21 protein-coding genes and 1 pseudogene are annotated in these 26,531 nt (G+C 72.0%); 5 read left to right on the top strand and 17 right to left on the bottom strand.

The annotated features are described in order from the left end of the window. Nucleotides 1-75 precede the first annotated feature (75 nt). The 4 genes from TR49_RS00110 to TR49_RS00095 all read right to left on the bottom strand — a co-directional run bounded on the left by TR49_RS00110 (nucleotide 76) and on the right by TR49_RS00095 (nucleotide 4,954). A complete protein-coding gene (locus tag TR49_RS00110; RefSeq protein ID WP_042375828.1) occupies nucleotides 76-303 on the bottom strand; it encodes a hypothetical protein in 228 nt (75 codons plus the stop codon). A gap of 179 nt (nucleotides 304-482) precedes the next feature. Continuing rightward, on the bottom strand, nucleotides 483-2,681 hold the full coding sequence (locus TR49_RS00105) for a sensor histidine kinase (protein ID WP_042376232.1): 2,199 nt from the start codon (nucleotides 2,679-2,681) through the stop codon (nucleotides 483-485). 103 nt (nucleotides 2,682-2,784) lie between these two features. Next, the gene (locus tag TR49_RS00100; protein WP_236653147.1) at nucleotides 2,785-3,504 is read right to left on the bottom strand and encodes a response regulator transcription factor; all 720 of its coding nucleotides are present in this window, start codon (nucleotides 3,502-3,504) and stop codon (nucleotides 2,785-2,787) included. 103 nt (nucleotides 3,505-3,607) lie between these two features. Beyond that, on the bottom strand, nucleotides 3,608-4,954 hold the full coding sequence (locus TR49_RS00095) for a cytochrome P450 (RefSeq protein WP_042375826.1): 1,347 nt from the start codon (nucleotides 4,952-4,954) through the stop codon (nucleotides 3,608-3,610). Nucleotides 4,955-5,558: 604 nt separating this feature from the next. On the opposite strand from TR49_RS00095, the gene TR49_RS00090 reads away from it, so the two are divergent. From TR49_RS00090 to TR49_RS00080, 3 genes are read left to right on the top strand one after another with little or no spacing between them, the layout of a single operon-like run. Then, a complete protein-coding gene (locus TR49_RS00090; protein ID WP_052433803.1) occupies nucleotides 5,559-6,722 on the top strand; it encodes a tryptophan dimethylallyltransferase family protein in 1,164 nt (387 codons plus the stop codon). Next, the gene (locus TR49_RS00085) at nucleotides 6,719-7,360 is read left to right on the top strand and encodes a hypothetical protein (protein ID WP_042375825.1); all 642 of its coding nucleotides are present in this window, start codon (nucleotides 6,719-6,721) and stop codon (nucleotides 7,358-7,360) included. Before TR49_RS00090 ends, TR49_RS00085 begins: the two co-directional genes overlap by 4 nt. Further along, entirely contained in the window at nucleotides 7,357-8,187 is an 831-nt protein-coding gene (locus tag TR49_RS00080; RefSeq protein WP_042375823.1) for a hypothetical protein, read from the top strand. Before TR49_RS00085 ends, TR49_RS00080 begins: the two co-directional genes overlap by 4 nt. A 65-nt stretch (nucleotides 8,188-8,252) precedes the next feature. On the opposite strand, the gene TR49_RS00075 is transcribed toward TR49_RS00080, so the two are convergent. The 9 genes from TR49_RS00075 to TR49_RS00035 form a co-directional block, all read right to left on the bottom strand. Then, nucleotides 8,253-8,846 (bottom strand): GTP-binding protein, encoded by a 594-nt coding sequence (locus tag TR49_RS00075; RefSeq protein ID WP_042375820.1) that lies wholly within the window; start codon nucleotides 8,844-8,846, stop codon nucleotides 8,253-8,255. Further along, entirely contained in the window at nucleotides 8,839-9,216 is a 378-nt protein-coding gene (locus TR49_RS00070) for a DUF742 domain-containing protein (protein WP_152626991.1), read from the bottom strand. Before TR49_RS00070 ends, TR49_RS00075 begins: the two co-directional genes overlap by 8 nt. Continuing rightward, nucleotides 9,213-9,614 carry a roadblock/LC7 domain-containing protein gene (locus tag TR49_RS00065; protein WP_042375819.1) on the bottom strand — a complete coding sequence of 134 codons (402 nt, stop codon included), beginning with the start codon at nucleotides 9,612-9,614 and terminating at the stop codon, nucleotides 9,213-9,215. Before TR49_RS00065 ends, TR49_RS00070 begins: the two co-directional genes overlap by 4 nt. Further along, the gene (locus TR49_RS00060) at nucleotides 9,611-10,786 is read right to left on the bottom strand and encodes a sensor histidine kinase (protein WP_042375817.1); all 1,176 of its coding nucleotides are present in this window, start codon (nucleotides 10,784-10,786) and stop codon (nucleotides 9,611-9,613) included. The genes TR49_RS00065 and TR49_RS00060 overlap by 4 nt, the downstream gene beginning before the upstream one ends. Nucleotides 10,787-11,087: 301 nt before the next feature. Then, complete coding sequence (locus tag TR49_RS00055) at nucleotides 11,088-12,281, bottom strand: RtcB family protein (RefSeq protein WP_042375816.1); 1,194 nt, start codon at nucleotides 12,279-12,281, stop codon at nucleotides 11,088-11,090. A gap of 354 nt (nucleotides 12,282-12,635) precedes the next feature. Further along, nucleotides 12,636-14,147, bottom strand: a complete 1,512-nt coding sequence (locus TR49_RS00050; RefSeq protein WP_042375814.1) for an MFS transporter — start codon at nucleotides 14,145-14,147, stop codon at nucleotides 12,636-12,638. A gap of 201 nt (nucleotides 14,148-14,348) precedes the next feature. Then, nucleotides 14,349-15,032 (bottom strand): TetR/AcrR family transcriptional regulator, encoded by a 684-nt coding sequence (locus tag TR49_RS00045; RefSeq protein WP_084724415.1) that lies wholly within the window; start codon nucleotides 15,030-15,032, stop codon nucleotides 14,349-14,351. A 218-nt stretch (nucleotides 15,033-15,250) separates the two neighbouring features. Further along, the gene (locus TR49_RS00040) at nucleotides 15,251-16,636 is read right to left on the bottom strand and encodes a M16 family metallopeptidase (RefSeq protein ID WP_042375812.1); all 1,386 of its coding nucleotides are present in this window, start codon (nucleotides 16,634-16,636) and stop codon (nucleotides 15,251-15,253) included. Next, a complete protein-coding gene (locus TR49_RS00035; protein WP_042375811.1) occupies nucleotides 16,633-17,973 on the bottom strand; it encodes a M16 family metallopeptidase in 1,341 nt (446 codons plus the stop codon). Before TR49_RS00035 ends, TR49_RS00040 begins: the two co-directional genes overlap by 4 nt. A gap of 210 nt (nucleotides 17,974-18,183) precedes the next feature. On the opposite strand from TR49_RS00035, the gene TR49_RS00030 reads away from it, so the two are divergent. Next, nucleotides 18,184-20,658 carry a DNA gyrase/topoisomerase IV subunit A gene (locus tag TR49_RS00030; protein WP_042375809.1) on the top strand — a complete coding sequence of 825 codons (2,475 nt, stop codon included), beginning with the start codon at nucleotides 18,184-18,186 and terminating at the stop codon, nucleotides 20,656-20,658. A gap of 78 nt (nucleotides 20,659-20,736) precedes the next feature. Here the strand turns inward: TR49_RS00030 and TR49_RS00025 are convergent, their stop codons facing one another. The 4 genes from TR49_RS00025 to TR49_RS00010 form a co-directional block, all read right to left on the bottom strand. Further along, nucleotides 20,737-21,411 carry a response regulator transcription factor gene (locus TR49_RS00025; protein ID WP_042375807.1) on the bottom strand — a complete coding sequence of 225 codons (675 nt, stop codon included), beginning with the start codon at nucleotides 21,409-21,411 and terminating at the stop codon, nucleotides 20,737-20,739. After that, complete coding sequence (locus tag TR49_RS45120) at nucleotides 21,402-23,036, bottom strand: sensor histidine kinase (RefSeq protein ID WP_236653169.1); 1,635 nt, start codon at nucleotides 23,034-23,036, stop codon at nucleotides 21,402-21,404. The genes TR49_RS00025 and TR49_RS45120 overlap by 10 nt, the downstream gene beginning before the upstream one ends. Before the next feature lie 125 nt (nucleotides 23,037-23,161). Then, nucleotides 23,162-23,953: a GNAT family N-acetyltransferase gene (locus TR49_RS00015; RefSeq protein ID WP_042375805.1), complete on the bottom strand. Its 792-nt coding sequence runs from the start codon at nucleotides 23,951-23,953 to the stop codon at nucleotides 23,162-23,164. 229 nt (nucleotides 23,954-24,182) lie between these two features. Then, complete coding sequence (locus TR49_RS00010) at nucleotides 24,183-25,730, bottom strand: IucA/IucC family protein (protein WP_042375803.1); 1,548 nt, start codon at nucleotides 25,728-25,730, stop codon at nucleotides 24,183-24,185. A 351-nt stretch (nucleotides 25,731-26,081) separates the two neighbouring features. Here TR49_RS00010 and TR49_RS00005 point away from each other — a divergent pair. After that, nucleotides 26,082-26,531 (top strand): annotated as a pseudogene (locus TR49_RS00005) (hypothetical protein); the annotation flags it as partial.

Genomic DNA, 26,531 nt, shown 5'->3' with positions numbered 1-26,531 from the left:
TCGCGCAGGAAGAGCCTCGCCGGTGGATCCCTGCGGATCCACCGGCGAGGCTCCTTGACGAGGCGTCCTGCCGGTTCAGTCGTCCGGCTCCTGCGGCGGGTGCGGCATCGGCGGGCACTGCCCGGGGTGCAGGCAGGTGTCCGGGTCGTGCGCGGCAGGCGACTCCTGCGGCGCGGACTGCTCCTCCAGTGCGGTCGGCGTCGCGGCCGCCGGTGGCTGCTCCGCCTCCGGCTGGCACCAACCCGGGTGCTTGCACTCGGTCGCGAGACCGCCGCGAGGGGTGGGTGTGGGGTTCGCGGTCATCGTGTGCTCCTGTCGTTCGTGCCCCTGCTCGGGAGGCAGGCGCGGCTTCCGCTATCGAATGTGCGTCGCCGGGGGTCCCGGGCACATGAGTCCAGAGTCCCGGGCCGGTCCCGGTCGGGCACCCGGACGTGAAGCCGTCACACCTTCAACAACCAGTGAGAGCGGCCTGGCCGCGGCTGCTACCCACCCGGGCGGACCGGGATCTCGGCGCGGACGGCCACACCCGCCCACCCCTCGACGCCGTCCGAACCGCCCTGCACCCGCAGCGTGCCGCCCAGCTCCTGCGCCCGCTCGCACATCGACCGCAGCCCGACCCCGCGGGCGTGGACCCCGCCCGCCTGAGCACCCCCGGCCGGAACACCGCCCGCCTGGACGCCGCCGACCCCGGCCTGGCGCGGCGGAGCATCCATGCCGCGGCCGTCGTCGCTGACCTCCAGCAGCACCACGCCGTCGGCGACGCCCAGGCAGAGCCGCGCCCGGCGGGCACCCGAGTGCCGGACCACGTTGTGCAGGGCCTCGGAGGCGATGCGGTACAGCGCCACCTCGACGGCGGCCGGGAGCGCGGGCAGCGGGTCCGGGCGCAGCTCGACGTCGATCAGCAGGTTCCGGCCCCCGAGGCCGGTCGCGAGCCCGTGCAGACTCGGCCCCAGTCCGTCCCGGTCCAGCACCGCCGGGGTCAGTCCGGCGGTGATCCGGCGCAGCTCGGTGATCGCGTCCGCGATCCCCTCGGAGACGCCGCCGAGCCGCCCGCCGGCCGGGTCGTCCCCGGCGAGGCCCGCGCGGGCCGTGTCGACCTGGAGCCGCAGGCCGGACAGCGCCGGTGCGAGGCCGTCGTGCAGGTCGTGCCGGAGCCGCCGCCGCGCCTCCTCGCGGGCGAGCACGATCCGCTCCCGGCTCGCCTGGAGCTCCTGGTACAGGCCCAGCGAGGCGATCGCGGGCGCGGCCTGGTCGGCGAGCAGCCGCAGCACGTCGTGGTCCTGCTGGTCCAGCTCCGGCTCGCCCGTGCGCGCCGCGACGTCCAGCGCGCCCACGTCCTCGCCTTCGAAGACGAGCTCGAAGCGGTGCCAGGAGCGGTCAGGCGTCGTCTCGCCCAGCGCCGCCGTCTCCCGACTCCCTCCGCTGGTGTGCACCAGGACCCGCGCGGCGGGGAACCGCAGCGTGGTGACGACGCTCTCGCACAGCAGCCGGGGCGCCTCCCCCGGCGTGACCGTCCGGCTGAGCCGTCCCGCCAGCTCCCGCACCACGTGGTAGGGCCGCGCCCGGTCGCCGTAGTACGAGCGGTCGACGACGCGCACCGCCCAGCCGCCGGTGGCCCGCAGCAGCAGGCCGATCGCCAGCGATCCCACGGCCAGCACCAGGGCGCCGGGAGTGCGGGTGCCCGGCAGCACGTCGGACAGTCCGATCGCGAGCGCGAAGTACCCCACCACCAGGACCGCGAGGGTGACGAGCACGGCCAGCACCCGGCGGGTGGCCCGGTCGAGGTGCGCGGAGCGGTCCCGGGTGAAGAAGAAGACCAGGCCCAACGGCAGCAGCACCAGCGGGCTGTAGAACAGCACCAGGGTCGCGGCGCTCGGCAGGGGGAAGAAGTAGTCCACGTAACTCCCCACGGTCAGCAGCAGGAACGGGACCACCACCAGCAGCAGGGCGCCGGGCAGCAGCGACGGTCGGCCCGGTCGGCGCCTCGACCCGCGACGCCGCCGCCCCCGCCAGCGCCACGCCCGGACGGCGATCACCAGGAAGCCCAGGGCGGAGAGGCTGACCGGCATGTAGACCAGCACCGCGCCGACGACGGACGACAGCGCGCTCTTGACGGTGACCCAGGGTTCCCCGGTGGCCAGCGGGTTGGCCATCCCGTACCAGTCGTCCTGCGTCCCGGTGTCGAGGTAGACCTCGCAGACCGTCCACGCGGCGAGCCCGGCGACGAGCGCCCGGCCCCAGCGTCGTCCGGGCAGCCTTCCGTCGGGGAGCCAGAACGGAAGGCTGTAGAGGAGGAAGATGGAGAGGCAGTCACCGGCGTAGCCCACCAGCACGACGCCGGTGCGCACCGCGACGCCGCACCCCAGCGCCGCCGCCGTGATGCCGATGGCCTGGCCGACCAGCTCTCCCGTACTGGTCAGCAGGAGCAGTCGGCCGACCGCTCCGCCCGAGGGGTGGGCGAGGCTGAACGTGCCCGCGAGGGCGCAGGCCAGCATGAAGAGGATGTGCGAACCGAAGATGCCGAAGTCCACCGAGGCCAACCGCGAGCCGCCCAGGCCCGTGTAGGCCAGGGCCAGCCAGACGAAGCACGCGCCGAGCGCGACGCCGCAGGCCGCGTAGGCGGCCCCCATCCGTCGGCTGCCGCTCCACGCGGTGCGCGGCGTCGTGCTCAGCTCCGCCATCACACTCCCTGGCCCCTCTTGCGACCTCCCCCGTCCACCGTGGCGAGCGTCCATCGTGGCGCGCCGTCCGTCCCGGGCGCATGGGGCAGCAGTCCTGCATCCGTCACCCCGCGGTACCGGGCGCGCCCGAGGCTCCCGCCGGACGCGGCGGCTCGCCGAGCCCGGCGTCGCGGGCGCGCGCGGCGGCCTCGGTGCGGGTGGCGACGTGCAACTTGTCGAAGATGTGCGAGATGTGATTGCGCACCGTCTTCTCCGCGAGGAAGAGCTCGCGGGCGATGCGGCGGTTGTCCAGGCCCCGGGCCACCAGGTCCAGCACCTCCACCTCGCGCGAGGTCAGCGCCGGGAAGAGCTGTTCCGCCTCGCGGCGGACGCCGCCGGTGAGCAGGGCTGAGATCCGCGTGGCGACGTCCGCGCTGAACACCGCGCCGCCGTGTGCCACCGTCCGGACCGCGTGCAGCACCTCGTCGCGGCCCGCGCCCTTGACCAGGTAGCCGCGCGCCCCTGCCTGGAGCGAGCCGAGCAGGCTGCCGTCGTCGTCCGAGGTGGTCAGCATCAGCACCGGGACAGAGGGGTGCAGTTGGCCCAGGCGTTTGGTGGCCTCGATCCCCGAGGCGTCCGGCAGCGACAGGTCCATCACGACCACGTCGGGCTGCTGCGCCGCCACCGCCTCCAGTGCGGCCGCCACCGTCTCGGCCTCGGCGACCACCCGCACGTCGTCCGTGCTCTCCAAGGCGGCGCGCAGCCCTTCCCGGAACAGCGGGTGGTCGTCGACGACCACCACCCGCACGCCCGAGGTCCCGCTCAGGTCCCCGTCGGTCTCCACCCGGGACATGCTACTAAAAGTCAGTACACGGTCACGTTCGGCCACGGGGCGGTGCTGCCACCAGCCGGACGGCAGGGCCGGTGGAGCGCGGCCGATCGCCCTGCTACCCCTTGAGCCAGTTGAGGAACTGGCTCCAGCGCCCTCCGCGGTCGGCCTTGCCGTCGGGCTGGGGAGCAACCGGCCCGGTCGGCTGCGGAGCATGCGCCGAGGCGGTGCGGTGCTGGGCGATCTCGACGGGCGTGAACCGGGCCGGCAGGGAGGCCAGCCCTCGGCTGAACGGCCCCGGACGCCACGTCAGGCTCTGCTCGGGGACGGCGAGTACGACGTCGGGGAGCTGGTTCAACAGGTTCTCGATCGCGGTGACCGCGATCTGGCGGGCCGGCTCCTTGGACGGGCAGGCGTGGGGTCCGGCACTCCAGGACAGGTGTGCCCGGCTGCCCGACTGCCGCGCCATGGCGAGGGCCGGGTTCGTGTTGGCGGCGCCGATGCTGACCAGGAACAGGTCGCCGGCCGGGAAGTGCTGCCCGGCGAACTCCAGGTCGGTCGCGGAGTAGTGGGCCGCGAAGTTCGCCATGGGCGGGTTCTCCCACAGCGTGTCGTCGATCGCCTCGTCGATCAGCCCGCCCTTGTTGGCGTACCCGTCGTCGGTGAGCACCCGGTGCAGGGTGTTCCCGATGAGGTTGCGCAGCGGCTCGGACCCGGAGGCCAGCAGCAGCGCGAGCTGGTAGACCATCTCCTCGTCCGTCAGCTTGGCGTGGTGCTGCAGCAGCCAGGAGGTGACGTCGTCGCCGGGCCGGCTGCGCTTCAGCGCCACCAGTTCACCGCAGGCGCCGAAGAGCACACCGACGGCCTGTTCGGCGTTGACGCCTTCGAACATGCCCAAGGTGCCGAACATGACCCGGTCCCCGATTTCGGCGGGGCACCCGAACAGCTCATTGAAGACCATCAGCGAGGCCTGCTTGGCGTAGTCGCCGAGCAGGTCCGCCGAACCGCGCGGGCCGAACTGGGAGATGAGGAAGTTCGAGACCTGCTCCGTGCTCCGGGCGAGCCGGTGCATGTCGATGCGGGCCATGGCGTCCGTGATCGCCTGACGCAGCCGAAGGTGCTCGGCACCGTCGCTGAACAGGGCGTTGGGCCGGTAGGTCAGCGTCGGGACGACGGGGCTGTCCGCAGGCAGTCGGCCCTCCGCGAGGGCACGCCAACGGCGCGAGTCCTTACGGAAGTTCGCCGGGTCCTGGAGCAGACGCAGGGCGGTCTGGTAGTCGGTCACCAGGGTGGCCTCGACACCGGGGGCGAGCTCGACCGGCGCGGTGGGCCCGTACTGGCGGAGGTAGGCGTAGTAGGTCTCGGGGTCGGCCGTGAACTCCGGTCCGTAGATCGGAACACGGCTGCCGAAGGAGTGGGCCGGGCAGCCGGGCGGGGGCACCGGGGCGGAAGAGCGAACGTCCATGTCTGCCTGGGGCTCCTAAGCCGGCGGGCCAGCAAAAAGCTGACGGGACTAGTCAGAAGGGCCAGGTGCCGCACCCCCGCAACTGCGGGGTGGACCCACCTGCTCCGCAAAATCGGTGCGATCGTATCACCGGTTCACGAGTCGTCCGTTCCCGTTCCACAGCCGGGCGTTGGGGATGCAGCCGACCTCCGGGAAGCGCTGTTCCCGCCCTCGGCCGACGGCCGCGCCGAGCCGTCGGCACTAGCCCGTGAAGATCCACCCATAGTAGTTTTGCGGCGCCCGTGGCATGCACACTTCGACGAGAACAGGGCGCTGGGTTTGCGCCTGCGGGGCGTGGGGCAGTGATGGGGCCGATGGGGAGGGAGTGGTTCCGGCATGCCGCAGGACAGTTCACTTGTGTGCGCAATGATGCACTCCGGGCGCCTGTCGTGATCCGTTTGCGCAATCTTCCGTTGGGAAGGCCAGCGAGGTTGACTGAAGGTGATCGCGTCGACCTCCCGTGAAGTCTTGGCATCCCCCAGCGCCGGAGACCTGGTCCCGCGTGTGACGGTGCGTCAATCGTCGGCAGTGGAGGGGGCGGCGCGCTTGGAGAACGGATAAGTGAGTGGACAGCATCTTCTCGGGTGCAGGGCGTTCCATCGGGCAGTTCCTCCGCGAACGCTGGACGGAGATGGGCGACGGGCTCGGCCTGCCGCCCACCATGACCGGGCCCGTGACGGAAGAGGTCCGGGAGCTCCTGCGGCCCTGGGCCGACATACCCGTCGGGCAGGCCTGCCCGTTCCCCTCGTACGTCTCCGGCGACGGCTTCCCCGCAGAGATGTCGGTGAAGTGGTCCCAGGGCAGACCGGAGCTGCGCATCCTCTTCGAGTCACTGGGTGCCTCCAGGCCCATCACCGCGGCCTCCAGCCGCTCCACCGCAGCGGAGCTGACGGACCGGCTGTCCGCGCGACCCCAGGTCAGCCTGGACCGGTACCGGAAGGTCGCCGACGTGTTCGCGCCAGGCGCGGGGCACGAGGCAGCGCCCGTTCCCGTGTGGCACTCCCTGGCCTGGAAACCGGGGCACCCCCCGGCCTTCAAGATCTACTTCGGGCTGTACACCCTGCCCCTGCAGAAACGTTACGCCCTGGTGACCGAGGCGATGGACCGCCTCGCGATGGGCACCGCCTGGGCCGACACCACCGCGCAGGTGGCCCGGGCGACGATGGAGGACGGAGCCGTACGCGAGCTGGAGTTCTTCGCCCTCGACCTGGACTCCGGAGCAGGGGCGCGGGCCAAGGTCTACTACCGCAACCACACCAGCAGCGTCGCGGCCCTGGAGCGGATGGCCGCGCTCGCCCGGGCCCATGAACCGGACAGAGCCCGCTCGGCTTTCCGGACCCTGCTCGGCACGGCGCCCGAAGCCGCCGGAGACGCCCCACTGACCTGCCTCGCCTTCCGGTCGGACGCCACCCGCGCCGACGAGTCGACCACCTACTTCCGGGTGTCGAGCTTCACCGCCTCCGACGCGGAGGCCGCCGCCAGGATCGGTGCGCTGATGGCGCACGAGGACCTGGACCCACGACGACACCACACGCTCCTCCAGGCCATGGCGCCACAGCCCTTGAACCAGATCCGCGGTCTGCAGGAGCTGGTCAGCTACCGCTCGCGCGGCGACGAGGGCGACGTGTCCGTCTACTTCAGGTTTCCGCTCTACCCCCCGCTGTCGGCCCAGCCCAGTGCGCCGTCGCGGCAGTCCCGAGGAATCCTCCAGGAGGTCGAACCCGTATGACCGTCACCGTGCCCGTTCCCCTGCAGGACGTCGCCGACAGGAACCAGCAGCACATCCGCGCCTACCGTGCCAGCAACCTGATCGTGCTGCTGGAGGACCCCGCCACACCGGCGGCCACCAGGAACGCCGTCATGGCTCATGTGGCCCCGTGGTCGGACGCGTTCCAGCGGATGATCAGCGTCCGGGCGACCTTCGAGACCGACCCTCAGCTCAAGGAACTCGCCGTCGAGCACGAGCAGGAGGAGCTCGGCCACAACAAGATCCTGGCGGACAGTCACGACACCGGCCGGAAAGCCGGTTGGGACCCCGTCGTCGAAGCCGGGGCCGCCTGGTTCGTCGACCAGTTCCGCACCCTGCCCGGACTGCACAAGGTCGTCCTGGCCCACCTCGTGCTGGAGGCCGGCAGCCTCACCTTCAGCAACGCCGGCTCCCTGGCCTTCCCCGGCAACGCCTACTTCGCCCTGCACGACGAGGCGGACGAGGAGCACATCGAGATGGGCTACCGCCTGCTCGCCGAACGCCGCGAGTGGGACCTCGGCGAGGTCATCGAACTCCTGGACCACGCCTGGCAGATCATCACCATGGTCTCCGACCGGATCGCCGAACTGGCTTTCCGCGACAGCGCGGTGCCGGCATGAGCAGAGCCACCGAGGAAACCCTCGGCCCCGACTCCGCGACGAGGATCGCCGAGCACTGCGCGACGGTGTTCCAGCAGACCCTGGGCGACCGCCTGATCGCGGCCTACGCCCTGGGAAGCCTGGCCCACGGCGGGTTCGCGCCGGCCGTCAGCGACATCGACCTCGGACTCGTCCTGACGGACCGTCGCCACGACGACGACGCGACCATCCGGGGTGTCACCCGGGAGCTCCAGCAGAGGGACCCCTCCTACGAACGCCTGTCGGTGTTCTGGAGCTCCCTGCCCGCCCTGTGCGCGGACGGGGAGGACGGCAGGTTCCCCGCGGTGGACCGCCTCGACCTCAAGACCAGCGGCGTCCTGCTCCTGGGCGAGGACGTCCGCCCGGACGTGGAGCAGCCGGGCGTGGACACGCTGTCGGCCGACAGCATCCGCTTCGCGCTCCAGGTGCTCGCGCCCGACTCCGTCGTGGCCGACTTCCACAACCCCACGCGGTTGGCGAGGGACACGCGGCGGTTCACCAAGGCCGTCCTGCTCCCCCTCAGGTTCCTCTACACCGCCGCCACGGCGGACTGCGGATCCACCGACGACGCCGTCCGCCACCACCTCGCCGGGCCCACGCCGGTGGCCGGGGACCTCGTCCGTGCCGCGACGCGCGCGCGCCACGGGCGGCCGGACTCGCCGGAGCACCTCACCGAATTGCTCCGGACCGAGCTCGTCCCGCTCTACGTCTCCTACATCGACAGCTGCCTTCCCCGGCTGACCCCCGCGGACGGCGACCTCGCCCAGGGTCTGACCGACTGGCGGGCACGTCTCCTGGAGAACGTCTAGCAAGCCCGAAGGGGCCGTCCCTCCCCGGGACGGCCCCTTCCGACGGCAGAGCCCTCGGTGATCCTCTAGCCGGCGCGGGCCAGCAGGTAACTGACGAGCGTGGTCAGTGCGGCGGCCGACGACTTCTCGTCGCGCGCGTCGCAGGTGACGACGGGCGTGTCGTCGAGGAGGTCGAGGGCCTCGCGCAGCGAGGCCTCGGCGCGCTGCGGGTTGCCGTCGAAGTTGTTGACCGCGATCGCGTAGTCCAGTCCGTACTGCTCGATCAGGTCGATCACGGCGAAGGAGTCGGCGAGCCGCTCCGGGTCGACGAGGACCAGCGCGCCGAGGGCGCCCCGGGCCATGTCCTCCCACATCTGCACGAAGCGCACCTGTCCGGGCGTGCCGAACAGGTAGAGCACGACGCGGTCGCTGATGGTGAGCCGGCCGAAGTCCATGGCCACGGTGGTGGTGGTCTTCCCCCTGACCCCCTTCAGGTCGTCCAGGTCCTGTGCCGCCCGCGTCATCGTCTCCTCGGTCGACAACGGCTCGATCTCGGAGATCGAGCCGATGAACGTGGTCTTGCCGACCGCGAAGTGGCCCACGACGAGGATCTTGACGGCGGTCTGCGTGGCGCCGCCGGCGACGTAGTCCCGCGACTGCAGGCTCGGTCGTTCACCCAAACTTGGCCCGGAGACCACTGAGCACCTCCTCCAGGAGCTCCTTGTCGGCGAGCCGGGCGCGGGCCACCGGCGGACGGGTGATCAGGTAGCCGGCCTCGGTGAGACCGGCCAGCATGATCCGCACCACGCCCAGCGGCAGCCGGGTGTGCCCCGCGATCTCGGCGACCGAGAGGTAGCCGGCGGAGCAGAGGTCCAGCAGCCGCTGTTCCTCCGGCGACAGCCGCAGCGGGCGCTGCACCTGCTCCGGTGCCGCCGTCACCAGCGTGATCAGGGAGAGCTGGTCGTCGTCGGGCAGCCCGCGTCCCTTGGTGATGACGTACGGGCGCACTAACTCCGCGGCCTCGAGCTCGAAGTCCTCAGGTCCGTTCACGAGCGCACTCCGAGGTTCTCGCGCGGCGGCGCGACCAGCACCTTGCCCAGCTGGCCGACCAACTGCTGCATCCGGAAGGTGATGTCCTGCATGTCGACCTCCGGCGTGGCGGAGACGCCCAGGTAGGCGCCCTCACCTGCGGAGATCAGGAAGACCCAGCCGCCGTCGAACTCGACCAGCGTCTGGCGCCAGGTTCCCCTGGTGTCCTCGCAGAAGAAGCCGAGGGAACGGCTGAGCGACTGCACGCCGCTCATCGCGGCGGCGACGCGGTCGGCGTCGTCCTTGTCGAAGTCCTTGGTACGGGCCATGAGGAGCCCGTCGGCCGAGATCAGGACCGCGTGCAGGGCACCTGGAATCTCCAGGGCACTGTCGAGCATCCATGCCAGATCGTCGTTCACGAGAACTCATGCCCTTCACTGCTTGACCCACGTGTACTGCTCGTCTGGTCCGCGTCGTCCCCGCGGGCGGCCCGGCCGGACCGGGTGCCCCGCTGGAACGCTCCCATGATCGCTGCGGTCTCCGCGCCGGACCGGGCTGAGGCGATCGGGGTCGGCGCGGAGCCCGGCACGATCGCCATCGGACGCTTGCGCCTTCGCAGCGGCAGTCCGTCGGTGGTCGTCGGGCTGGCCGGCACGGGCTCGGGCCCGTTCGGCTGGGGCGGTGGCACGGAGGAGCGCGTCATGGGAGGAGCCGGTGCCTTCTTCTCGGGCATGGACGTCAGCAACTCGTGCGGCAGCAGGACCACCGCCCGCACGCCGCCATACGGTGAACTGGAGTCCACCGACACCTCGAAGCCGAAACGCTCACTCAGCACGCCGATGACGGCGAGGCCGAACTGCGGCGGATTGCCCAGCCCCGCAACGCTCTTGACGCGGTCGCTGCTCAGCAGCCGCTCCGCGCGGGCCCGCTCCTCGTCGTTCATGCCGACACCGGCGTCGTCCACGACGATCGCCACGCCCTTGGGCACGGTGCGGATGTTGATCTCGACGACCGTGTCCGGGCTGGAGTAGCTGGTGGCGTTGTCGAGGAGCTCGGCCAGCGCCAGCGCCACCGGCTCGACGGCGCGGCTGGAGATGCCGAAGTCCACCTGGGAGAGGATCTCCACGCGCCGGAAGTGCCGGACGCGCCCCTGCGCGCTGCGGACCACGTCGTAGACCGAGGCGTTGTCACGGTGGCGGCCGAGCCAGCCGTCGCAGAGCACCGCGATGGACTGGGCGCGGCGGCCGAACTGGGAGTTGGTGTGGTCGATCTCCAGCAGGTCCTGGAGGATGACCGACTCACCGTGCTTGGTCTGCAGCCGGGAGAGGATCAGCTGCTGCTCGGCGGCCAGACCCTGCAGGGTGCGCATGGCCGACTTCAGCACGGTCTTCGTCGCTTCCTCGGCCTGCTCCTGGGCCGCAGCGACGGACTGCATGTAGTGGTGCTCCAGATCGGAGTAGTACTCCCTGAGCCCCGCTATCTCCTGCCGCAACGCCATGGCCGCCTTGCGCTGGCGGACGACGACGGCGATCACGATGAGCAGGAGCACGACAAGAGCCCACAGCGCTGGGTTCTCGATGTATTCCGTCATAAGACTCTCTTCAGGCGTCTGACAGCCGGCCTCCGATCCCCCGCCAGTGCAGGGTGGACCCGCCCGCTCCGCAAAGCGAGGTGATCGTATCATCGGCCGCAACCGCCGCGGCCCGATGATCCGCCCCCCGGGCCTATATGAGGCAGCGTCTCTTTCCGTCACAACTGCCGCAGTTGGCGAGGCGTCGCGCATCCCCGCCAGCGCCGCGGCAGCGCACCGAGGCCCCACCCCGACCAGCCAGGCCCAACGAACAGGGCGAGGTCCGCGTCAGCGGACCTCGCCCCGGTTCAGCTGAATGTCATCAACCCTTCACGCAGACAACCTGCTTGAGCTGCGCGACGACCTCGACGAGGTCGGTCTGCTGAGCCATCACCTTCTCGATCGGCTTGTACGCGCCCGGGATCTCGTCCACGACGCCGGAGTCCTTGCGGCACTCCACGCCGCGGGTCTGCTCCACCAGGTCGCGGACGCCGAACGTGCGCTTGGCCGCCGAGCGGGACATCTTGCGACCCGCGCCGTGGGAGGCCGAGTTGAAGGCCGCGGTGTTGCCCAGGCCGCGGACGATGTAGGAGCCGGTGCCCATGGAGCCCGGGATGATGCCGTAGTCGCCGGCGCCGGCGCGGATCGCGCCCTTGCGGGTGACCAGCAGCTCCTCCCCCTCGTAGGTCTCCTCCGCCACGTAGTTGTGGTGGCAGGAGATGACCTGGTCGAAGGTGACCTTCGCCTTGCGGAACTCCGCCCGGACGGCGTCCTGGAACAGCGCCATCATCACCGCGCGGTTGCGCTTCGCATACTCCTGCGCCCAGAACAGGTCCGAGCGGTAGGCCTGCATCTGCGGGGTCGCCGCGATGAAGACCGCCAGGTCCCGGTCGACCAGGTTCTGGTTGTGCGGGAGCGAGCGGGCGACGCCGATGTGGTGCTCGGCGAGCTCCTTGCCGATGTTGCGCGAGCCCGAGTGCAGCATCAGCCACACCGCGCCCGACTTGTCCAGGCAGACCTCGATGAAGTGGTTGCCCGAGCCGAGCGAGCCCATCTGCTGCAGCGCACGCTCGCGGCGCGCCTTCACCGCCGGGGTGAGACCGTCGAAGCGGGACCAGAAGTCGTCCCAGCCGGTCGCGGAAAAGCCGTGGATGCGGCGGGGGTCGACCGGGTCGCCGTGCAGGCCGCGGCCGACCGGGATGGCCTGCTCGATCTTCGAGCGGAGCCGGCTCAGGTCGTCGGGCAGGTCGCGGGCGGTGAGCGAGGTCTTGACCGCGCTCATCCCGCAGCCGATGTCCACGCCGACCGCGGCCGGGCAGACCGCGCCCTTCATGGCGATCACGGAGCCGACCGTCGCGCCCTTGCCCAGGTGGACGTCGGGCATGACGGCGAGGCCGTGGATCCAGGGGAGCGAGGAGATGTTGCGCAGCTGCTGGAGGGCCTGGCCCTCGACCGTCGCGGGGTCGGTCCACATGCGGATGGGCACGTTGATGCCCGGGATCTCGGTGTACGACATGGGAATTGTTCTCCTGGGAACAAGGCTACAAGTCTGAGCGCGGACCGTCGCGGACGTGCGCGCGGTCTCGCGGGATCAGCGGCGGAAGCCGCAGACGGTGGAGGGGCGTCGCCTGGGGGAGGCGAGGGCGCCGATGTAACGCCCTGGTCGCTGCTCGACCCGCATGGGACTGCCTCCTCTCCACCGTCTGGTCCCATTTCTGGGAAGGGGACCGGCCTGTCACGTCCGGTCGCTGTGCCTATGAAACCCGGGTGGCGACGATCACCGCAACGGATTTTCGATCGCCGGGCATGGCGAAGCCCCCGACCCTGGAGGGGCCGGGGGCTTCGCCGGTGACTGTGCGTCAGGCGAGGGTCAGTGCATGACGACCGGGACGCCCGCGTCCGACTCGGCGTTCGAGCCGGCGACGGTGTGGTGCTCCGGGCGGCCGGCGTTGACCAGGACGAAGACCAGCGCCGAGGCGACGAGCATGATGCCCACGGCCCACCAGATGGCGACGTCGTAGCCGTGCACCGCCGCGAGCGGGTTGCGCGGGTCGGTGGAGTGGTGCGAAACCAGCCAGCTGGTCGTCGCGCTCGCCGCGATGGTGTTGAGCAGGGCGGTGCCGATCGAGCCGCCGACCTGCTGCGAGGTGTTGATCATCGCGGAGGCCACGCCCGCGTCCTGCGGCTGGACGCCGATGGTCGACAGGCTCATGGCCGGCATGAACGAGGTGCCCATGCCCAGGCCGAGCAGGACCTCGGCCGGCAGGATCAGCGTCCAGTAGTTGCTGTCCACGTGCATCTGCGTGAGCATCAGCATGCCCATCGAGGCGGCCAGCAGGCCGGGGCCCATCAGCCAGCGCGCCGGGACGCGGTTCATCAGGCGGGCGCCGATCTGGGTGGAGCCGGTGATCATGCCGGCGACCATGGGCAGGAAGGCGACGCCGGTCATGACCGGGCTGTACTGCTTGATGCCCTGCAGGTAGTAGGTCATGAACAGGAACAGGCCGAACATGCCGATGATGGCGAGGCCGAGGCCGAGGTACGCGCCGCCGCGGTTGCGGTTGAGGACGACGCGCAGCGGCAGCAGCGGGGCCTTGGTGCGGGACTCGACCAGGACGAACAGGGCGAGCAGCACCGCGGAGGCCACGAAGAGGCCGATGGTGATGCCGGCGCCCCAGCCGGACTCCTCGGCCTTGGTGAAGCCGTAGACCAGGGCGACCAGGCCGGAGGTGGCCAGCAGCACGCCGGGGATGTCGAGACGGTTGCGGTTGCGCTCGCCCTCGCGCTCGTGCACGAAGACCAGGGAACCGATCACGGCGACGATCGCGAAGATGATGTTGACGTACAGCGCCCAGCGCCAGCTGGTGTACTGGGTCAGCGCGCCGCCGAGCAGCAGACCGACCGCGCCGCCCGCGCCGGCGATGGCGCCGAAGATGCCGAACGCGGTGGCGCGCTCCTTGGCCTCGGTGAAGGTGACGGCCAGCAGCGACAGGGCCGCCGGAGCCAGCAGCGCGCCGAAGACGCCCTGCAGCGCACGCGCGCCGAGCAGCATGCTCGAGTTGACGGCCGCACCGCCGACGGCGGAGGCCAGCGCGAAGCCGATCAGACCGACGATGAAGGCCCGCTTGCGCCCCCACAGGTCGGCCACGCGGCCGCCGAAGAGCAGCAGACCGCCGAAGGCCAGGCTGTAGGCGGTGATCACCCACTGGCGGTTCGCGTCGGAGATGTGCAGGTCCGCCTGGGCGTGCGGAAGTGCGATGTTCACGACGGTGGCGTCGAGGACGACCATCAGCTGGGCGATGGCGATGAAGATGAGCGCCTTCCAGCGCCTTGGATCGGGCTGTGCCTTGTCGAGTGACGCGGCGGGTGCGGAAGCAGACATGAGGATATCCCCGTATGTGCGCGGCAGCAGGCTGCCGTCATCAGTGGGCGAACTTGTGTATGTGGAACGTGAAACGATGACGTACGAACGTGACCTGGTAATCGGCGCGTTGGCGTCGACCCGGTGAAGTCGCGGTTTCGGGGCGGAAGTCGGCGCGTCTCAGCAACGCTGCGCCGTCACGGCGTCACGAGACCGCGGGGGTCACGACCGACACTCGCGTCGGCCGGCCGCGAGAATGCACTCGCGACGGACGTCCTCCAGGGACTGCGGGCTGCCGGGCAACGGCGTCCGGGCGGGGGCCCGGAGACCGTCGAGCAGCAGCTGCAGGTGACGGTGGACGAAAGGCTTGAGGCTGTCGTAGGGGGCGCCGGGGAACGGCCGTACCAGCTGGGCGACCGCCATGAAGACGTCGTCACTGCCGACGTCGTCGCGCATGCTGCCGGCCGCCTGGGCGGCGCCGATGATGGTCCGGGCGACGGCGTCGAGGCGCTCCTTGGTCTCGAAGACCTCGGGCTCGTCCAGGTCCGTCCACTCGGAGAGCATCGGGCACAGGGCGCCGATCTTCCAGTTGACGGAGTCGTGCACCAGGCGGCTCAGCGCCTCGAAGGGATCGCTCTCCTCCGCGTAGGCCTGCTGGGCCACGCTGATGGCTCGTTCCATGACCTCCAGGACGACACCGCGCACCAGCGCGCGACGGTCCGGGAAGTGGCGGTAGACGGTGGCGTTGCCGATCCCGGCGCGCTTGGCGATCTCGTCGAGCGGCACGTCCGCGCCGTACTCGATGAAGGCGTCCTGCGCGGCGTCGAGGATGCGGGCCCGGTTACGGGCCGCGTCGGCACGTCGGCGGAGCCCCGCGGGCTTCTCGGTCTCGATTGCCTGGACCACGGTGACTCCTTCCTCCGGTGTGACTGGTGTGGCTCGTGAATCTCGCGTGAAGTGGGGAGCCTGTCCCCGCTTTCCATTCAAACACCTAAACGGGGAATCTCTCCCCGGAAATCCCCGCTGCGAGTGTGACCTACGTCACATTCGTGGGGCGGGGCGTGGACATGACTCAGGGGCGCGGGAAAACCCGCGCCCCTGAGAGGCCTGAGAACGAGGCGGGATCAGGCCGAGACGACCGTGACCTCGCCGATCCCGAGATCCTTCAGCGGTGCCGCGATCACCGAGGCGTCACCGACCAGGACCGCCACCAGCCGGTCCGGCGGGAACGCGGCCACGACCGCGTCCGTCGCCGCCGCCGTGGTGGTCTCGGCCAACTGCCGGTACACCTCGGCCTGGTAGTTGTCCGGGAGCTCCTGCTCCACCTGGTCGGCCAGCGTGGCGCAGACCGCGGACGCGGTCTCGTAGCGCAGCGGCGCCACCCCGACCAGGTTCTGCACGGCGATGTCGCGCTCCTCGTCGGTCAGCCCCTCCGCCGCGAGCGTGCGCAGGATCTGCCAGGTGTCGGCAAGCGCCGGAGCCGTCGACTCCGTGTCCACCGAACCCGAGATGGCCAGCAGCGCCCGGCCCTGGCCGTCCGCGCCGGAGCGCAGCGGCTGGGCGAACGCGCGGACACCGTAGGTGTAGCCCTTCTCCTCGCGCAGGACCCTGTCCAGACGCGAGGTGAGGGTGCCGCCCAGGCAGTACGTGCCGAGGATCTGCGCCGCCCAGGTGTCGTCGTGCCGGTCCGGGCCGATCCGGCCGATCAGCAGCTGCGTCTGCACCGAGCCGGGACGGTCCACGATGACGACCCGGCCGGTGTCGTTCCCGCGCACCGGCGCGGCGGGCACGTGCGCCCCCGGGGTGCCGGTCCACCGGCCGATCGTCGCGGCCAGCACGGCGTCGAAGTCGACCCCCGAGAAGTCGCCCACGACGACCAGCGTGCCCGTCGCCGGACGGACGTGCGCGGCGTAGAACGTCGTCACGGCGGCCCGGTCGATCGCCTCGACCGTCTCCGCGCTGCCCGAGCGCGGCCGCGACAGGCGGTCGGACTGGTCGAACAGCTCCGAGTAGAAGGCGAGCGCGGCACGACGGGCCGGGTTGGCCTGCTCGTGGACGATCTCGTCGAGGCGGTTGGCGACCAGCCGCTCGATCTCGTGCTCGGGGAAGGCCGGTGCGCGCACCGCGTCCGCCATCAACGCGAGCCCGCGCTCCAGGCGGGAGGCCGGGACCTCCAGCGACAGCCGCAGCACGGTGTGGTCGGCGTGCGCGTCCAGGTTCGCGCCCGCCCGCTCCAGCTCACCGGCGAACTCCTCGGCCGTCAGCGACTCGGTGCCCTCCGAGAAGGCACGCGCCAGGATCGTGGACACGCCCTCCTGCTCGCGCGGCTCCGCCGCCAGCGGCACGTCCAGCACCAGCTCGGCCGCGACCAGCGCCTGGCCCGGACGGTCACAGCGCAGCACCGTCAGGCCGTTCGGCAGCGCGCTGCGCGTCGGCGCAGGGAAGTTCCACGGCGTGGGCTGCCCCGGCTCGGGGCGCGGGTGGAAGGTCATGGTGGAGGCGATGGTCATGCCTGCACCTCCTCGTCCTCGTCGGCGGTCCGGTCGTCGGCGGTCTGCTCGTCAGCGGCAGCACCGGCACCGGGCTCGTAGGTCAGCACGGCGCGGTTGTCCGGCGTCAGGTACTTCTGCGCGACGGCCTGGATCTCCTCGGCCGTGACGTCCAGCACCCGCGACAGCGCCGTGTCGGCGAGCTTCGGGTCGCCGAACAGGACGGCGTAGCGGCACAGTTCGTCCGCGCGGCCGCTGACGGTGTCGAGCCGGTCCAGCCACTCGCGCTCGATCTGCGCCTGCGCCCGCTCCAGCTCCTTCGCCGTCGGGCCCTCGGCCGCGAACCGGGTCAGCTCCTGGTCGATCGCGGCCTCGACGGCCTCGACCGTCGCCTCGCCGGAGGTCTTCGCGTCGAGCCAGCCCAGCGACGGCGCGCCCGACAGGCGCAGCAGGCCGAAGCCGGCCGTGACGGCCAGACGGTCGTGGCGGACCAGGCGGTTGTACAGGCGGGAGGACTCGCCCGAGCCGAGGATCGTCAGCGCCAGGTCGGCCGCGTCCGACTCGCGGGTGCCGTCCAGCGGCAGCAGGTAGGCCTGCATCACCGCGCGCGAGGGCACCTCGGCGACGACGTGCTCGCGCAGCGGCGCCTCCGAGGAGCGGACCACCGTGGAGCCGTCGCGCGGCGGACGCTTGCCGTCGTGCCCCGGGATGGAGCCGAAGTACTTCTGCACCCAGGCCAGCGTCTGCTCCGGGTCGATGTCGCCCACGACCGCCAGCACCGCGTTGTTGGGCGCGTAGTAGGTGCGGAAGAAGTCCTGCGCGTCACCGAGGGTGGCGGCGTCCAGGTCCGCCATCGAACCGATGGGCGTGTGGTGGTAGGGGTGGCCGTCCGGGAAGGCCATCGCGGTCAGCCGCTCGAACGCGGTGCCGTAGGGCACGTTGTCGTAGCGCTGGCGGCGCTCGTTCTTCACCACCGCGCGCTGGTTGTCGAGGCTCTCCTGGTCGAGCGCCTCGAGCAGGCTGCCCATCCGGTCCGCCTCCAGCCACAGCGCCAGCTCCAACTGGTGCGCGGGCATGGTCTCGAAGTAGTTGGTGCGCTCGAAGCTGGTGGTGCCGTTCAGCGAGCCGCCGGCCCCCTGCACCAGCTCGAAGTGGCCGTTCCCCTTGACCTGCCCGGAGCCCTGGAACATCAGGTGCTCGAAGAGGTGGGCGAGGCCGGTGCGTCCGGACACCTCGTGCCGGGAACCGACGTCGTACCAGAGACAGACCGCGGCGACGGGCGTGAGGTGGTCCTCGGAGAGCACCACCCGCAGCCCGTTGGCCAGAGTGTGCTCACTGATGGTGAATCCTTGGGCCATCCGCGTCGTTCCTTCCGGTCTGCCGCACGATCGAGATTCGTATCGGCCGGGGCGTGAACCCCGGAAAACCCCATTGTGCTGCACCCACAGGGGACGCGGTGGCCGGGTTTGTCAGCGCGCTGGTCCAGAATGGTCCCCGACCATGCCCACCCATGCCCACCGACCGGTCCGACCGGAGGCGTGCATACCGTCCTAGGGAGCGCCGCCGCGATGGCCCGCCGCAGTTCGCAGACCCCTCCGCCCGAGGATTTCGAGGAGCGCATCCTCGACATCGACGTGGTGGACGAGATGCAGAGCTCCTACCTGGAGTACGCCTACTCGGTGATCTACTCCCGGGCGCTCCCCGACGCCAGGGACGGCCTCAAGCCCGTGCACCGGCGTGTCCTCTACCAGGCCAACGAGATGGGCCTGCGGCCCGACCGCGGCCACGTCAAGAGCGCCCGCGTCGTCGGCGAGGTGATGGGCCGCCTGCACCCGCACGGCGACACCGCCATCTACGACACGCTGGTGCGCATGGCCCAGCCGTTCTCGATGCGGCTGCCGCTGATCGACGGCCACGGCAACTTCGGCTCGCTCGGCAACGACGACCCGCCGGCCGCCATGCGTTACACCGAGGCCCGGCTCACCGAGGCCGCGATGGCCATGGTCGAGACGATCGACGAGGAGACCGTCGACTTCCGGCCCAACTACGACGGCAGCGAGCAGGAGCCGGAGGTTCTCCCCTCCGCCTTCCCGAACCTGCTGGTCAACGGCGTCTCCGGGATCGCCGTCGGCATGGCCACCAACATGCCGCCGCACAACCTGACCGAGGTCGTCGCCGCCGCCCGCCACCTGATCAAGCACCCGGGCGCCGACCTCGACACCCTGATGCGCTTCATCCCGGGCCCCGACCTGCCGACCGGCGGTCTGGTCGTCGGCCTGGACGGCATCCGCGACGCCTACGAGAGCGGCCGCGGCACCTTCAAGATCCGCGCCAAGGTGTCCGTCGAGGACGTCACCCCGCGCCGCAAGGGCCTGGTCGTCACCGAGCTGCCGTTCACGGTCGGCCCGGAGAAGGTGATCGCCAAGATCAAGGATCTGGTGGGCGCCAAGAAGATCCAGGGCATCGCCGACGTCAAGGACCTGACGGACCGTGCCCACGGCCTGCGCCTGGTCATCGAGGTCAAGAACGGCTTCGTGCCCGAGGCGCTGCTGGAGCAGCTCTACAAGTTGACGCCGATGGAGGAGACCTTCGGCATCAACAACGTGGCCCTGGTCGACGGCCAGCCGCTGACGCTGGGCCTGCGGGAGCTGCTCGAGGTCTACGTCGACCACCGCTTCGAGGTGGTCCGCCGGCGCAGCGACTTCCGCCGTCGCAAGCGCCAGGACCGGCTGCACCTGGTCGAGGGCCTGCTCGTCGCGCTGCTCGACATCGACGAGGTCATCTCCATCATCCGATCGAGCGACAACGCGGCGCAGGCCAAGGAGCGCCTGATCGAGCGGTTCGGCCTGTCCGAGACGCAGACCGCGTACATCCTCGACACCCCGCTGCGCCGCCTCACCCGCTTCGACCGGATCGAGCTGGAGGCGGAGCAGGAGAAGCTCAACGCCGAGATCGCGGCCCTGACCGAGATCCTCGAGTCGGACACCGTGCTGCGCAAGGTCGTCTCCGACGAACTCGCGGCCGTGGCCAAGAAGTTCGGCACCGAGCGGCGCACCGTGCTGCTGGAGGCCGGCTCGGTCGCCGCCATCGCGGTCCCGCTCGAGGTCGCCGACGACCCGTGCCGCGTGCTGCTCTCCTCCACGGGCCTGCTGGCCCGCACCGCCGACGCCGGGACCCCGGTCCCGGACGGCGACGGCGACGGCGACGGCGACGCCGGCAAGCGCGCCCGGCACGACGTGATCGTCTCCGCGGTCCCCGCCACCGCCCGCGGCCACATCGGCGTCGTCACCGACGCCGGACGCGTGCTGCGGCTGCCGGTGATCGACCTGCCCCAGCTGCCGCCGAGCGCGCACACCCCGGCCCTGGCCGGCGGCGCGAAGGTCGCCGAGTTCCTCAAGCTGGAGGCGGGCGAGTCCGTCCTCGCGCTGACGACGCTCGACGAGTCCTCCCCCGGCCTGGCACTCGGCACCGAGCAGGGCGTCGTCAAACGCGTCGTGCCGGACTGGCCGGACAACAAGGACGAGTTCGAGATCATCGCCCTCAAGGACGGCGACCGGATCGTCGGCGCGGTCGAACTGCGCACGGGCGAGGAGGACCTCGTCTTCATCACCTCCGACGCCCAGCTGCTGCGCTACCCGGCCGGCCAGGTCCGCCCGCAGGGCCGTCCCGCCGGCGGCATGGCGGGCGTCAAGCTCGCCGACGGCGCGAAGGTGCTCTCCTTCACGGCGGTGGACCCGGCGCAGGACGCCCTCGTCGTCACCGTCGCGGGCTCCTCGGACGCGCTCGACGGCATGGGCCAGGCCACGGCCAAGGCCACCCCGTTCGAGCAGTACCCGCGCAAGGGCCGCGCCACCGGCGGCGTCCGCTGCCAGCGCTTCCTCAAGGGCGAGGACAAGCTGGTCTTCGCCTGGGCCGGCGGCGCCCCCGCCCGCGCGGCCACGGCCAACGGCACCCCCGCCGAGCTCCCGGCTCGCGACCCGCGCCGCGACGGCTCCGGCGTCCCGCTGGCCAAGGACATCGCGGCGGTCTCCGGCATGGCGTAGGTCCCGTGCAGGAACGCGGGAGGGCGGGACCGGCTTGATGCCGGTCCCGCCCTCCCGCGTCCCGCCCTCCCGCGTTCATCAGGACGGCTTGGGCGCCGCCATCAGGTAGGCGAGCACCGCCAGCACGCGCCGGTTGTCGTCGTCGGAGGGCGCCAGCTCCAGCTTGGTGAAGATGCTGGTGCTGTGCTTGGAGACGGCCTTCTCGCTGACGAACAGCCGGTTCGCGATCGCGCTGTTGGAACGTCCCTCGGCCATCAGCTCCAGCACCTGGCGCTCGCGCTCGGAGAGGCGCAAGAGCGGCTCGCTGCGGCTGCGCCGCACCAGCAGCTTCGTCACCACCTGCGGGTCCATCACCGTCCCGCCCGCCGCGACCGCCCGGATCGCGTCGACGAACTGGTCGTCGCTGAAGACCCGGTCCTTGAGCAGGTAGCCGACCCCGCCCGCCTGGTCGGCGAGCAACTCCTGCGCGTACACCGGCTCGACGTACTGCGACAGCAGCAGGATCGGCAGCCCGGGGATCTGCTCCCGCGCGGCGAGCGCCGCCCGGAGCCCGTCGTCGGTGTTGGTCGGCGGCAGCCGGATGTCCACGATCGCCAGCTCCGGCCGGTGCTCCAGCAGCGCGGCGAGCAGGTCCGGCGCGCTGTCGGTGGCCGCCGCGATCTCGAACCCCCGTGCCTTGAGCAGCCGGACCAGGCCTTCCCGCAGCAGGTAGAGATCCTCCGCGACGACCAACCGGACGGGGCCTACGGGCACGGCACCTCCATGACCACGATCGTCGGCCCCCCGGGCGGACTGCTGACCGCCAGGATGCCATCGAAGGCGGCCAACCGCCGCTCCACTCCGGCCAGTCCGCTTCCCGCCGCGGGATCCGCGCCGCCGACCCCGTCGTCGGTCACCTCGATGCGCAGCATCCCGTCCGCCAAGGCGGCCCGGATCCGCAGGCTGCGTGCGTCGGCGTGCCGCACGGCGTTGGTCACCACCTCGGCGACGGCGAAGTAGCAGGCCGACTCCAGTGGCACGGCGAGCCGTTGACCGGGCAGGTCGATCTCGGTCCCGCAGGGGAGCGGCAGATCCAGGGCCAGCGCCCGGATCGCCTCCCCCAGGCCGCGGTCGGCCAGCATCGGCGGGCAGATGCCCTGGACCAGGCAGCGAAGCTCCTCCAGGGCGACCGCCGAGGCGGCGCGGGCCTCCGCGACGAGCGCGGTGGCCTCGTGCGGGCTGCTCGCGATCATGTCCTCGGCGGCGCGCAGGTTCATCCCGATGGCGACCAGCCGCCCCTGCGCCCCGTCGTGCAGGTCGCGCTCGATCCGCCGCAGCTCGGCCGCGGCGGAGCTGACCGCCTCCGCGCGGGTCTCGGTCAGCTCCCGCACACGCTCGGTCAGCGCCGGGTCCGCCGCGTGCCCCCACAGGCGCCGGGCGTCCGGCAGCACCGTGCGGGGCAGCAGCCACAGCCCGAGGGCGAGCAGCAACGCGCCCTGGATCCCGCCCAGCACGGCCGCGTTGTGGCCGAAACCGGCCGGGACCGTGGGCATCGGCCCGCGCGGCGACCCGAACGTCCCCACCACCACCAGCGTCCGCCCGAACGCCCCCTGGGCGATGCCGTACGCCCCGACGCCGACCAGTGCGAGCACCGCCACGTCCGCTGCGGCCCCCGGCCACCGCGCCACGACGGCGCCCGCCCCGACCAGTGCGACGACTCCCGTCACCAGGGCGGCCACGGCGAGCAGGGTCCCCGTCCCCGGCGGCGCGGGCACCCAGAGGTCCAGACCCAGCACGTCTCCGAGCGTCGCTACGACGCCCGGCAGCAGCAGTGACCAAGGCACGAGCCGTGTGGCCCCGGCCCCGCCCGGCCGCAGCAGGGCGGCCCACGCCCCGAGGGCGAGCAGCAGGCCGAGCACGCCGCCGACCAGGTAGTCCGCCAGCGGCCTGCTGTGCGGCGTCTGGAACGGATCGAGGCCGATGAGCAGTTCGGCACTCGCCACCGCGACCGTCGGCAGGGTCCAGCGGTGACGGCCCCCCGTGAACGTGCCCGCGAGCGGGGGCAGTGCGGTGAGCAGCAAGCCGGTCAGCAGCACCAGCGACGCCAGCAGCCCCGACGGGGCCAACCCCGCCACGGTCACCACCATGCCGGAGCCGCCCGTGCTGTGCAGGTCCACCAGCAGCGCCTGCACGGCCGCGTACACCGCAGCCCCCACCAGCACGGGCGCCACCGGCCACCCGATCCGCCCGACGGCCCGTCGGAACGCCTCAGCGCGCACCGAGCCCTCACCGCGGTCCCTGAACCCCTCCGCCCGGACGGCCACCCCACCACACACCGCGGTCAACGCCACGACCACGAACAGCAACCAGGGCTCCCGGTCCACCAGCACCGGCGGCATCACCACCACCCCCTCTCGACTCCCGGACCGCCCGCTGCGACCACAACCCCATGCTGCTGCGGTCGCCCTCCGGGACGCGATGGGCCGGAACCTACAGCTCAGGTAGGCAAACCCCTACCCCGCGCTCATCCCGGCAGCGAGACGTAGAGCCGGGTGCCCCGCGGCCGGAAGCCGACGCGCTCGTACACGCGGCGCGAACCCTCTCCGTCGTACTCGAGCCAGACGCCACGTGCGCCGTGGGCGAACGACGCCATGGCCAACTCGGCGGTGACCGCCTGCGCGATGCCGCGTCCCCGGAAGGCCGGGCGGGTCCCCACACCCGCGAGTTCCGCCATCCCCACCGCCGGCGCCGAGCACAGCGCCCCGCCCGCGACCTCTTTGTCGACCCGGACGAAGCGCACGGCTCCCCCGCCGTCCTGGGTGCGTCGCAGTCGCGCCGCGCCCTCGGGCGAAGGCGGGAACGCGCCGCCGAACGCCTCCGCCAGCGCGGCGTCGAGAGCGGCGTAGTCCTCGTCCGACCCCGGAGTCTCGACGCGCGGCACGGCCCCGGCGTGTGGCGCGGCGTCCGCGCCTGGCACGGCCCCCGCGTGTGTGAGCGGCACGAAGGTGTCCGGCGTGCAGACCAGGTACGCGTGCTCCGCCTCCGTGCCGAACCCGGCGGCCCGCAGCACCGCCTCGACGGCGGGCGCGGCATCGGGAGCGAACTCCAGTCGCGGCAGCAGGCCGCGCGTGCGGAACTCCCGCACCAGCGCCCTCACGTCCGAGGGCGTCGGCTCGGCGCCGGGCAGCGGCGTCGCGTAGTTCAGGTGGGGGCTGGTGGTGGCGGGGTCGATCCCGATCACGAAACCGCCCGTCTCGACGACCTCGGGACGGCGACGGAGATGGGCGACGGCAAAGCTCTGGACATCCAGGTCCACGATGATGACCTCACGGTTGATGGCATGGCGAAGCGCCGCGAGCGCTCGCTGGACACGTCGTGGGGCCGCTCAGGCAGGTCCGGGCCGAGCCGACAGGCTCAGCCCCGCCACCGGCGGCCGCTGCGGGTCGCCGAGGTCATGGGCGTCAGTCCTTGATGATCACTGGTTCGTGGACGCCCGCACGCGGTCGCGCGGGCCGACGGCAGCCTACCGCCCCACCACTACCCCGCTACCCTGCAAACGGGTTGTGCAGCGGGGTGTAGGTCGAGTCGCCGCCGTCCGCGTCGAGCCACCGCAGCAGGAGGTTGGTCTTGCCGGGGATGTGGGAGACGGACAGCAGGTCGGCGTGGTCCGCCAGCAGGCGGCGGGCCTCGGGCCACAGCTCCGCCGCGAGCGAGGGGTGGCGTTCGGCGATCGCACCGGCGATCTCCCACAGGTTGTTGACGACCAGGCAGTACAGCAGCCGGTCCCGGCCCTTGGCCGGGCTGACCCCCGGCGTGGGGGTGTCCGGGCCGAAGCGGGCGAGCAGGGCCTCGTGGTGGTCGGTGGTGAGCTTGACGCCCTCGTGGTCGCGGAAGAGGACCTGGCCCGGCATGCCGTCGCCGTCCACGGCGACCAGCACGTTCTGCAGGTGGCACTCCAGCACGACGCCATGGTCCCGCAACGCCTCCAGCGCGGGCGGAGCGAGCAGTTCGACGTAGCGGCGCCACCAGACCAACGCCTGATCAGCCGTCAGACCGTCCAGCGGATTGCCCGCGAAGCCCTCGCTCACGCCTGCCGCCAGCAACGGTGTGAGCCCCGGCCGCACGCGGTGGGCCAACCCCTCGCGTTGCAGCACGGCGTACGCCTCCCAGCCCTCCTCACCGTGCCCGGCGAGCGTGCGGTAGCCCTGGTCGGCCAGCAGGTGAGCTCCGATCGGCAGCTCCGCCAGCACCTCGCCGAGCGGCTGCAGCCAGCGCAGATCGCGCAGCCAGAGGCGGCGGACATCATTGGTGATCCGCACCTCCAGGCTGAACTTGAGGGAGAGGTCCGCATCCGGCAGATGGACGGTGCGCAGCGAGGATGTTGCGAACGCGAGCTCCTCGGTGCGGCCGAGGACCCGCATCCTGCCGTCGGCGAGGGCCGTCAGCGTGTCCGGCGCGAGCGTCGGATGCGCACGCAGCAACGCCAACTGCCACGGGTGCGCAGGCAGCACGCGGTAGCCGGACGGAGCGGCGTCACCCCACAACGCGTCGATCGCGCCGGTCGCGCCCTCCCCGCCCAGCAGATCCTCACGCACCCCCAGCAGCGTGAGCGGGTATCGGGCTCCCGCCTCCGCCGCGTACGGCAGCCAGCTCTCCCGCACGCCGCCGCCGCGCGTCTTGGGCGCCGGGTGGTAGCGGTGCCCGGCGAGCAGCGCCTGCTCGGAGCGCAGGTACAGGTCGTCGACGGGCTTCTCGTCCCGCGCCGATGCGGCCGCGCGCGCGGACAGCAACGCGGCCACGACGTCCCGGCTGTCGCGGATCTCCGCCCCGAGCGTCGCGTTCTCCACCCCGGTACGGGCCCGCAGCTCCTCCTCGACGAGGCCCACCAGCGCGTCGAACCCGGTCAGCGCGAGCCCGTCGACGGCCAACGGCGGCTGCGGCCAGCGGCCCGCACCGACGGTCAGTGTCCGTCCGGTCCCGCTCAGGCGGTGGCCCGACCCGCCACCGGGACGCGGCTCGGCGAGCTCCCTGGTCAGGCAGTTGAGCAGCGCCGTCGCCGCCTCCGCCTCCCCCGGTCCCCAGCCGCTCCACACTCCGCCCGGGTCGGCGTTCGGGCCGCTCGGGCGGGCGTTCGGGCCTGCGCTCGAGCCTGGGTTCGGGCCTGAGTTCGGACCGCTCGAGCCTGCGCCCAGGCCTGAGCTCGCACCGCTCGAGCCTGCGCCCGGCGTTCCGCCGCTCCCGGTGCGATCGGTCCCCGCCTGACGGTTGCCCGTCCGATCGCGCGCCGCCCCGCCGTTCATAGCCGCCTCCGCACCCCGTCACCCCGTCGGCCCCGCTGTGGCGGGCCGACCCCATGGCCGCCGCGGACGGTTCGTCCACCGCGAAACCGGCAGACGATCATCTGCCCAGACGGATCCTTTCCCAATTCGGGGTACCTCACCTTCATGCGCGCCACGGACTATCTGCTGCCCACCGCACTCCGCCACGCGGAGGCGGCCTTCGCCGCCGAGCTCCACGCCGTGCGGCCGGACCTCGACGCCGCGTTCGCCGCCGCCCTGCCCGGCGCCCGCGCGGCGGTACTGGCACGGCTGTGGCGAGCGCTGCAGATCGAGCCGCTGCCACTCGCGCCGGGCGTGCGCGAACGCCTCAGCGGTCCCGAGCGGCGGGCCTATGACGTCGACACCCCCGCTGCGGGGTACACGGTCAACCTCGACGGCGTCGCCTTCACTCACCCGAGCGAGTTGCTGGAGGCCCTGTCGCTGCCGGGCGCCGGAACACTGCTCGCCGAGATCGAGCACAGCGTGGCCTCCCTCGCTCTCTCCCGCTCCGGCGCGTGCGCACTCGCGCCCAGCGCGGCGCGAGCGGCGGGCGCGGCGGGCGCGGCGGGCGCGGCG

The sequence above is a fragment of the Streptacidiphilus melanogenes genome, from assembly GCF_000787835.1.
GTDB classification, from domain to species: domain Bacteria; phylum Actinomycetota; class Actinomycetes; order Streptomycetales; family Streptomycetaceae; genus Streptacidiphilus; species Streptacidiphilus melanogenes.
The sequence above is the reverse complement of the archived record's forward strand: the minus strand, read 5'-3'. Positions and strand labels throughout refer to the sequence as shown.

What these genes read in the sequence shown, in the direction of transcription:
- TR49_RS00055 (WP_042375816.1), bottom strand. Translation starts at nt 12,281, where the DNA reads ATGTCGTACACCGAGATCCCGGGCATCAACGTGCCCATCCGCATGTGG.
- TR49_RS00040 (WP_042375812.1), bottom strand. Translation starts at nt 16,636, where the DNA reads ATGACCATCGCCTCCACCATGACCTTCCACCCGCGCCCCGAGCCGGGG.
- TR49_RS00050 (WP_042375814.1), bottom strand. Translation starts at nt 14,147, where the DNA reads ATGTCTGCTTCCGCACCCGCCGCGTCACTCGACAAGGCACAGCCCGAT.
- TR49_RS00060 (WP_042375817.1), bottom strand. Translation starts at nt 10,786, where the DNA reads ATGACGGAATACATCGAGAACCCAGCGCTGTGGGCTCTTGTCGTGCTC.
- TR49_RS00110 (WP_042375828.1), bottom strand. Translation starts at nt 303, where the DNA reads ATGACCGCGAACCCCACACCCACCCCTCGCGGCGGTCTCGCGACCGAG.
- TR49_RS45120 (WP_236653169.1), bottom strand. Translation starts at nt 23,036, where the DNA reads ATGCCGCCGGTGCTGGTGGACCGGGAGCCCTGGTTGCTGTTCGTGGTC.
- TR49_RS00035 (WP_042375811.1), bottom strand. Translation starts at nt 17,973, where the DNA reads ATGGCCCAAGGATTCACCATCAGTGAGCACACTCTGGCCAACGGGCTG.
- TR49_RS00080 (WP_042375823.1), top strand. Translation starts at nt 7,357, where the DNA reads ATGAGCAGAGCCACCGAGGAAACCCTCGGCCCCGACTCCGCGACGAGG.
- TR49_RS00030 (WP_042375809.1), top strand. Translation starts at nt 18,184, where the DNA reads ATGGCCCGCCGCAGTTCGCAGACCCCTCCGCCCGAGGATTTCGAGGAG.
- TR49_RS00085 (WP_042375825.1), top strand. Translation starts at nt 6,719, where the DNA reads ATGACCGTCACCGTGCCCGTTCCCCTGCAGGACGTCGCCGACAGGAAC.
- TR49_RS00095 (WP_042375826.1), bottom strand. Translation starts at nt 4,954, where the DNA reads ATGGACGTTCGCTCTTCCGCCCCGGTGCCCCCGCCCGGCTGCCCGGCC.
- TR49_RS00105 (WP_042376232.1), bottom strand. Translation starts at nt 2,681, where the DNA reads ATGGCGGAGCTGAGCACGACGCCGCGCACCGCGTGGAGCGGCAGCCGA.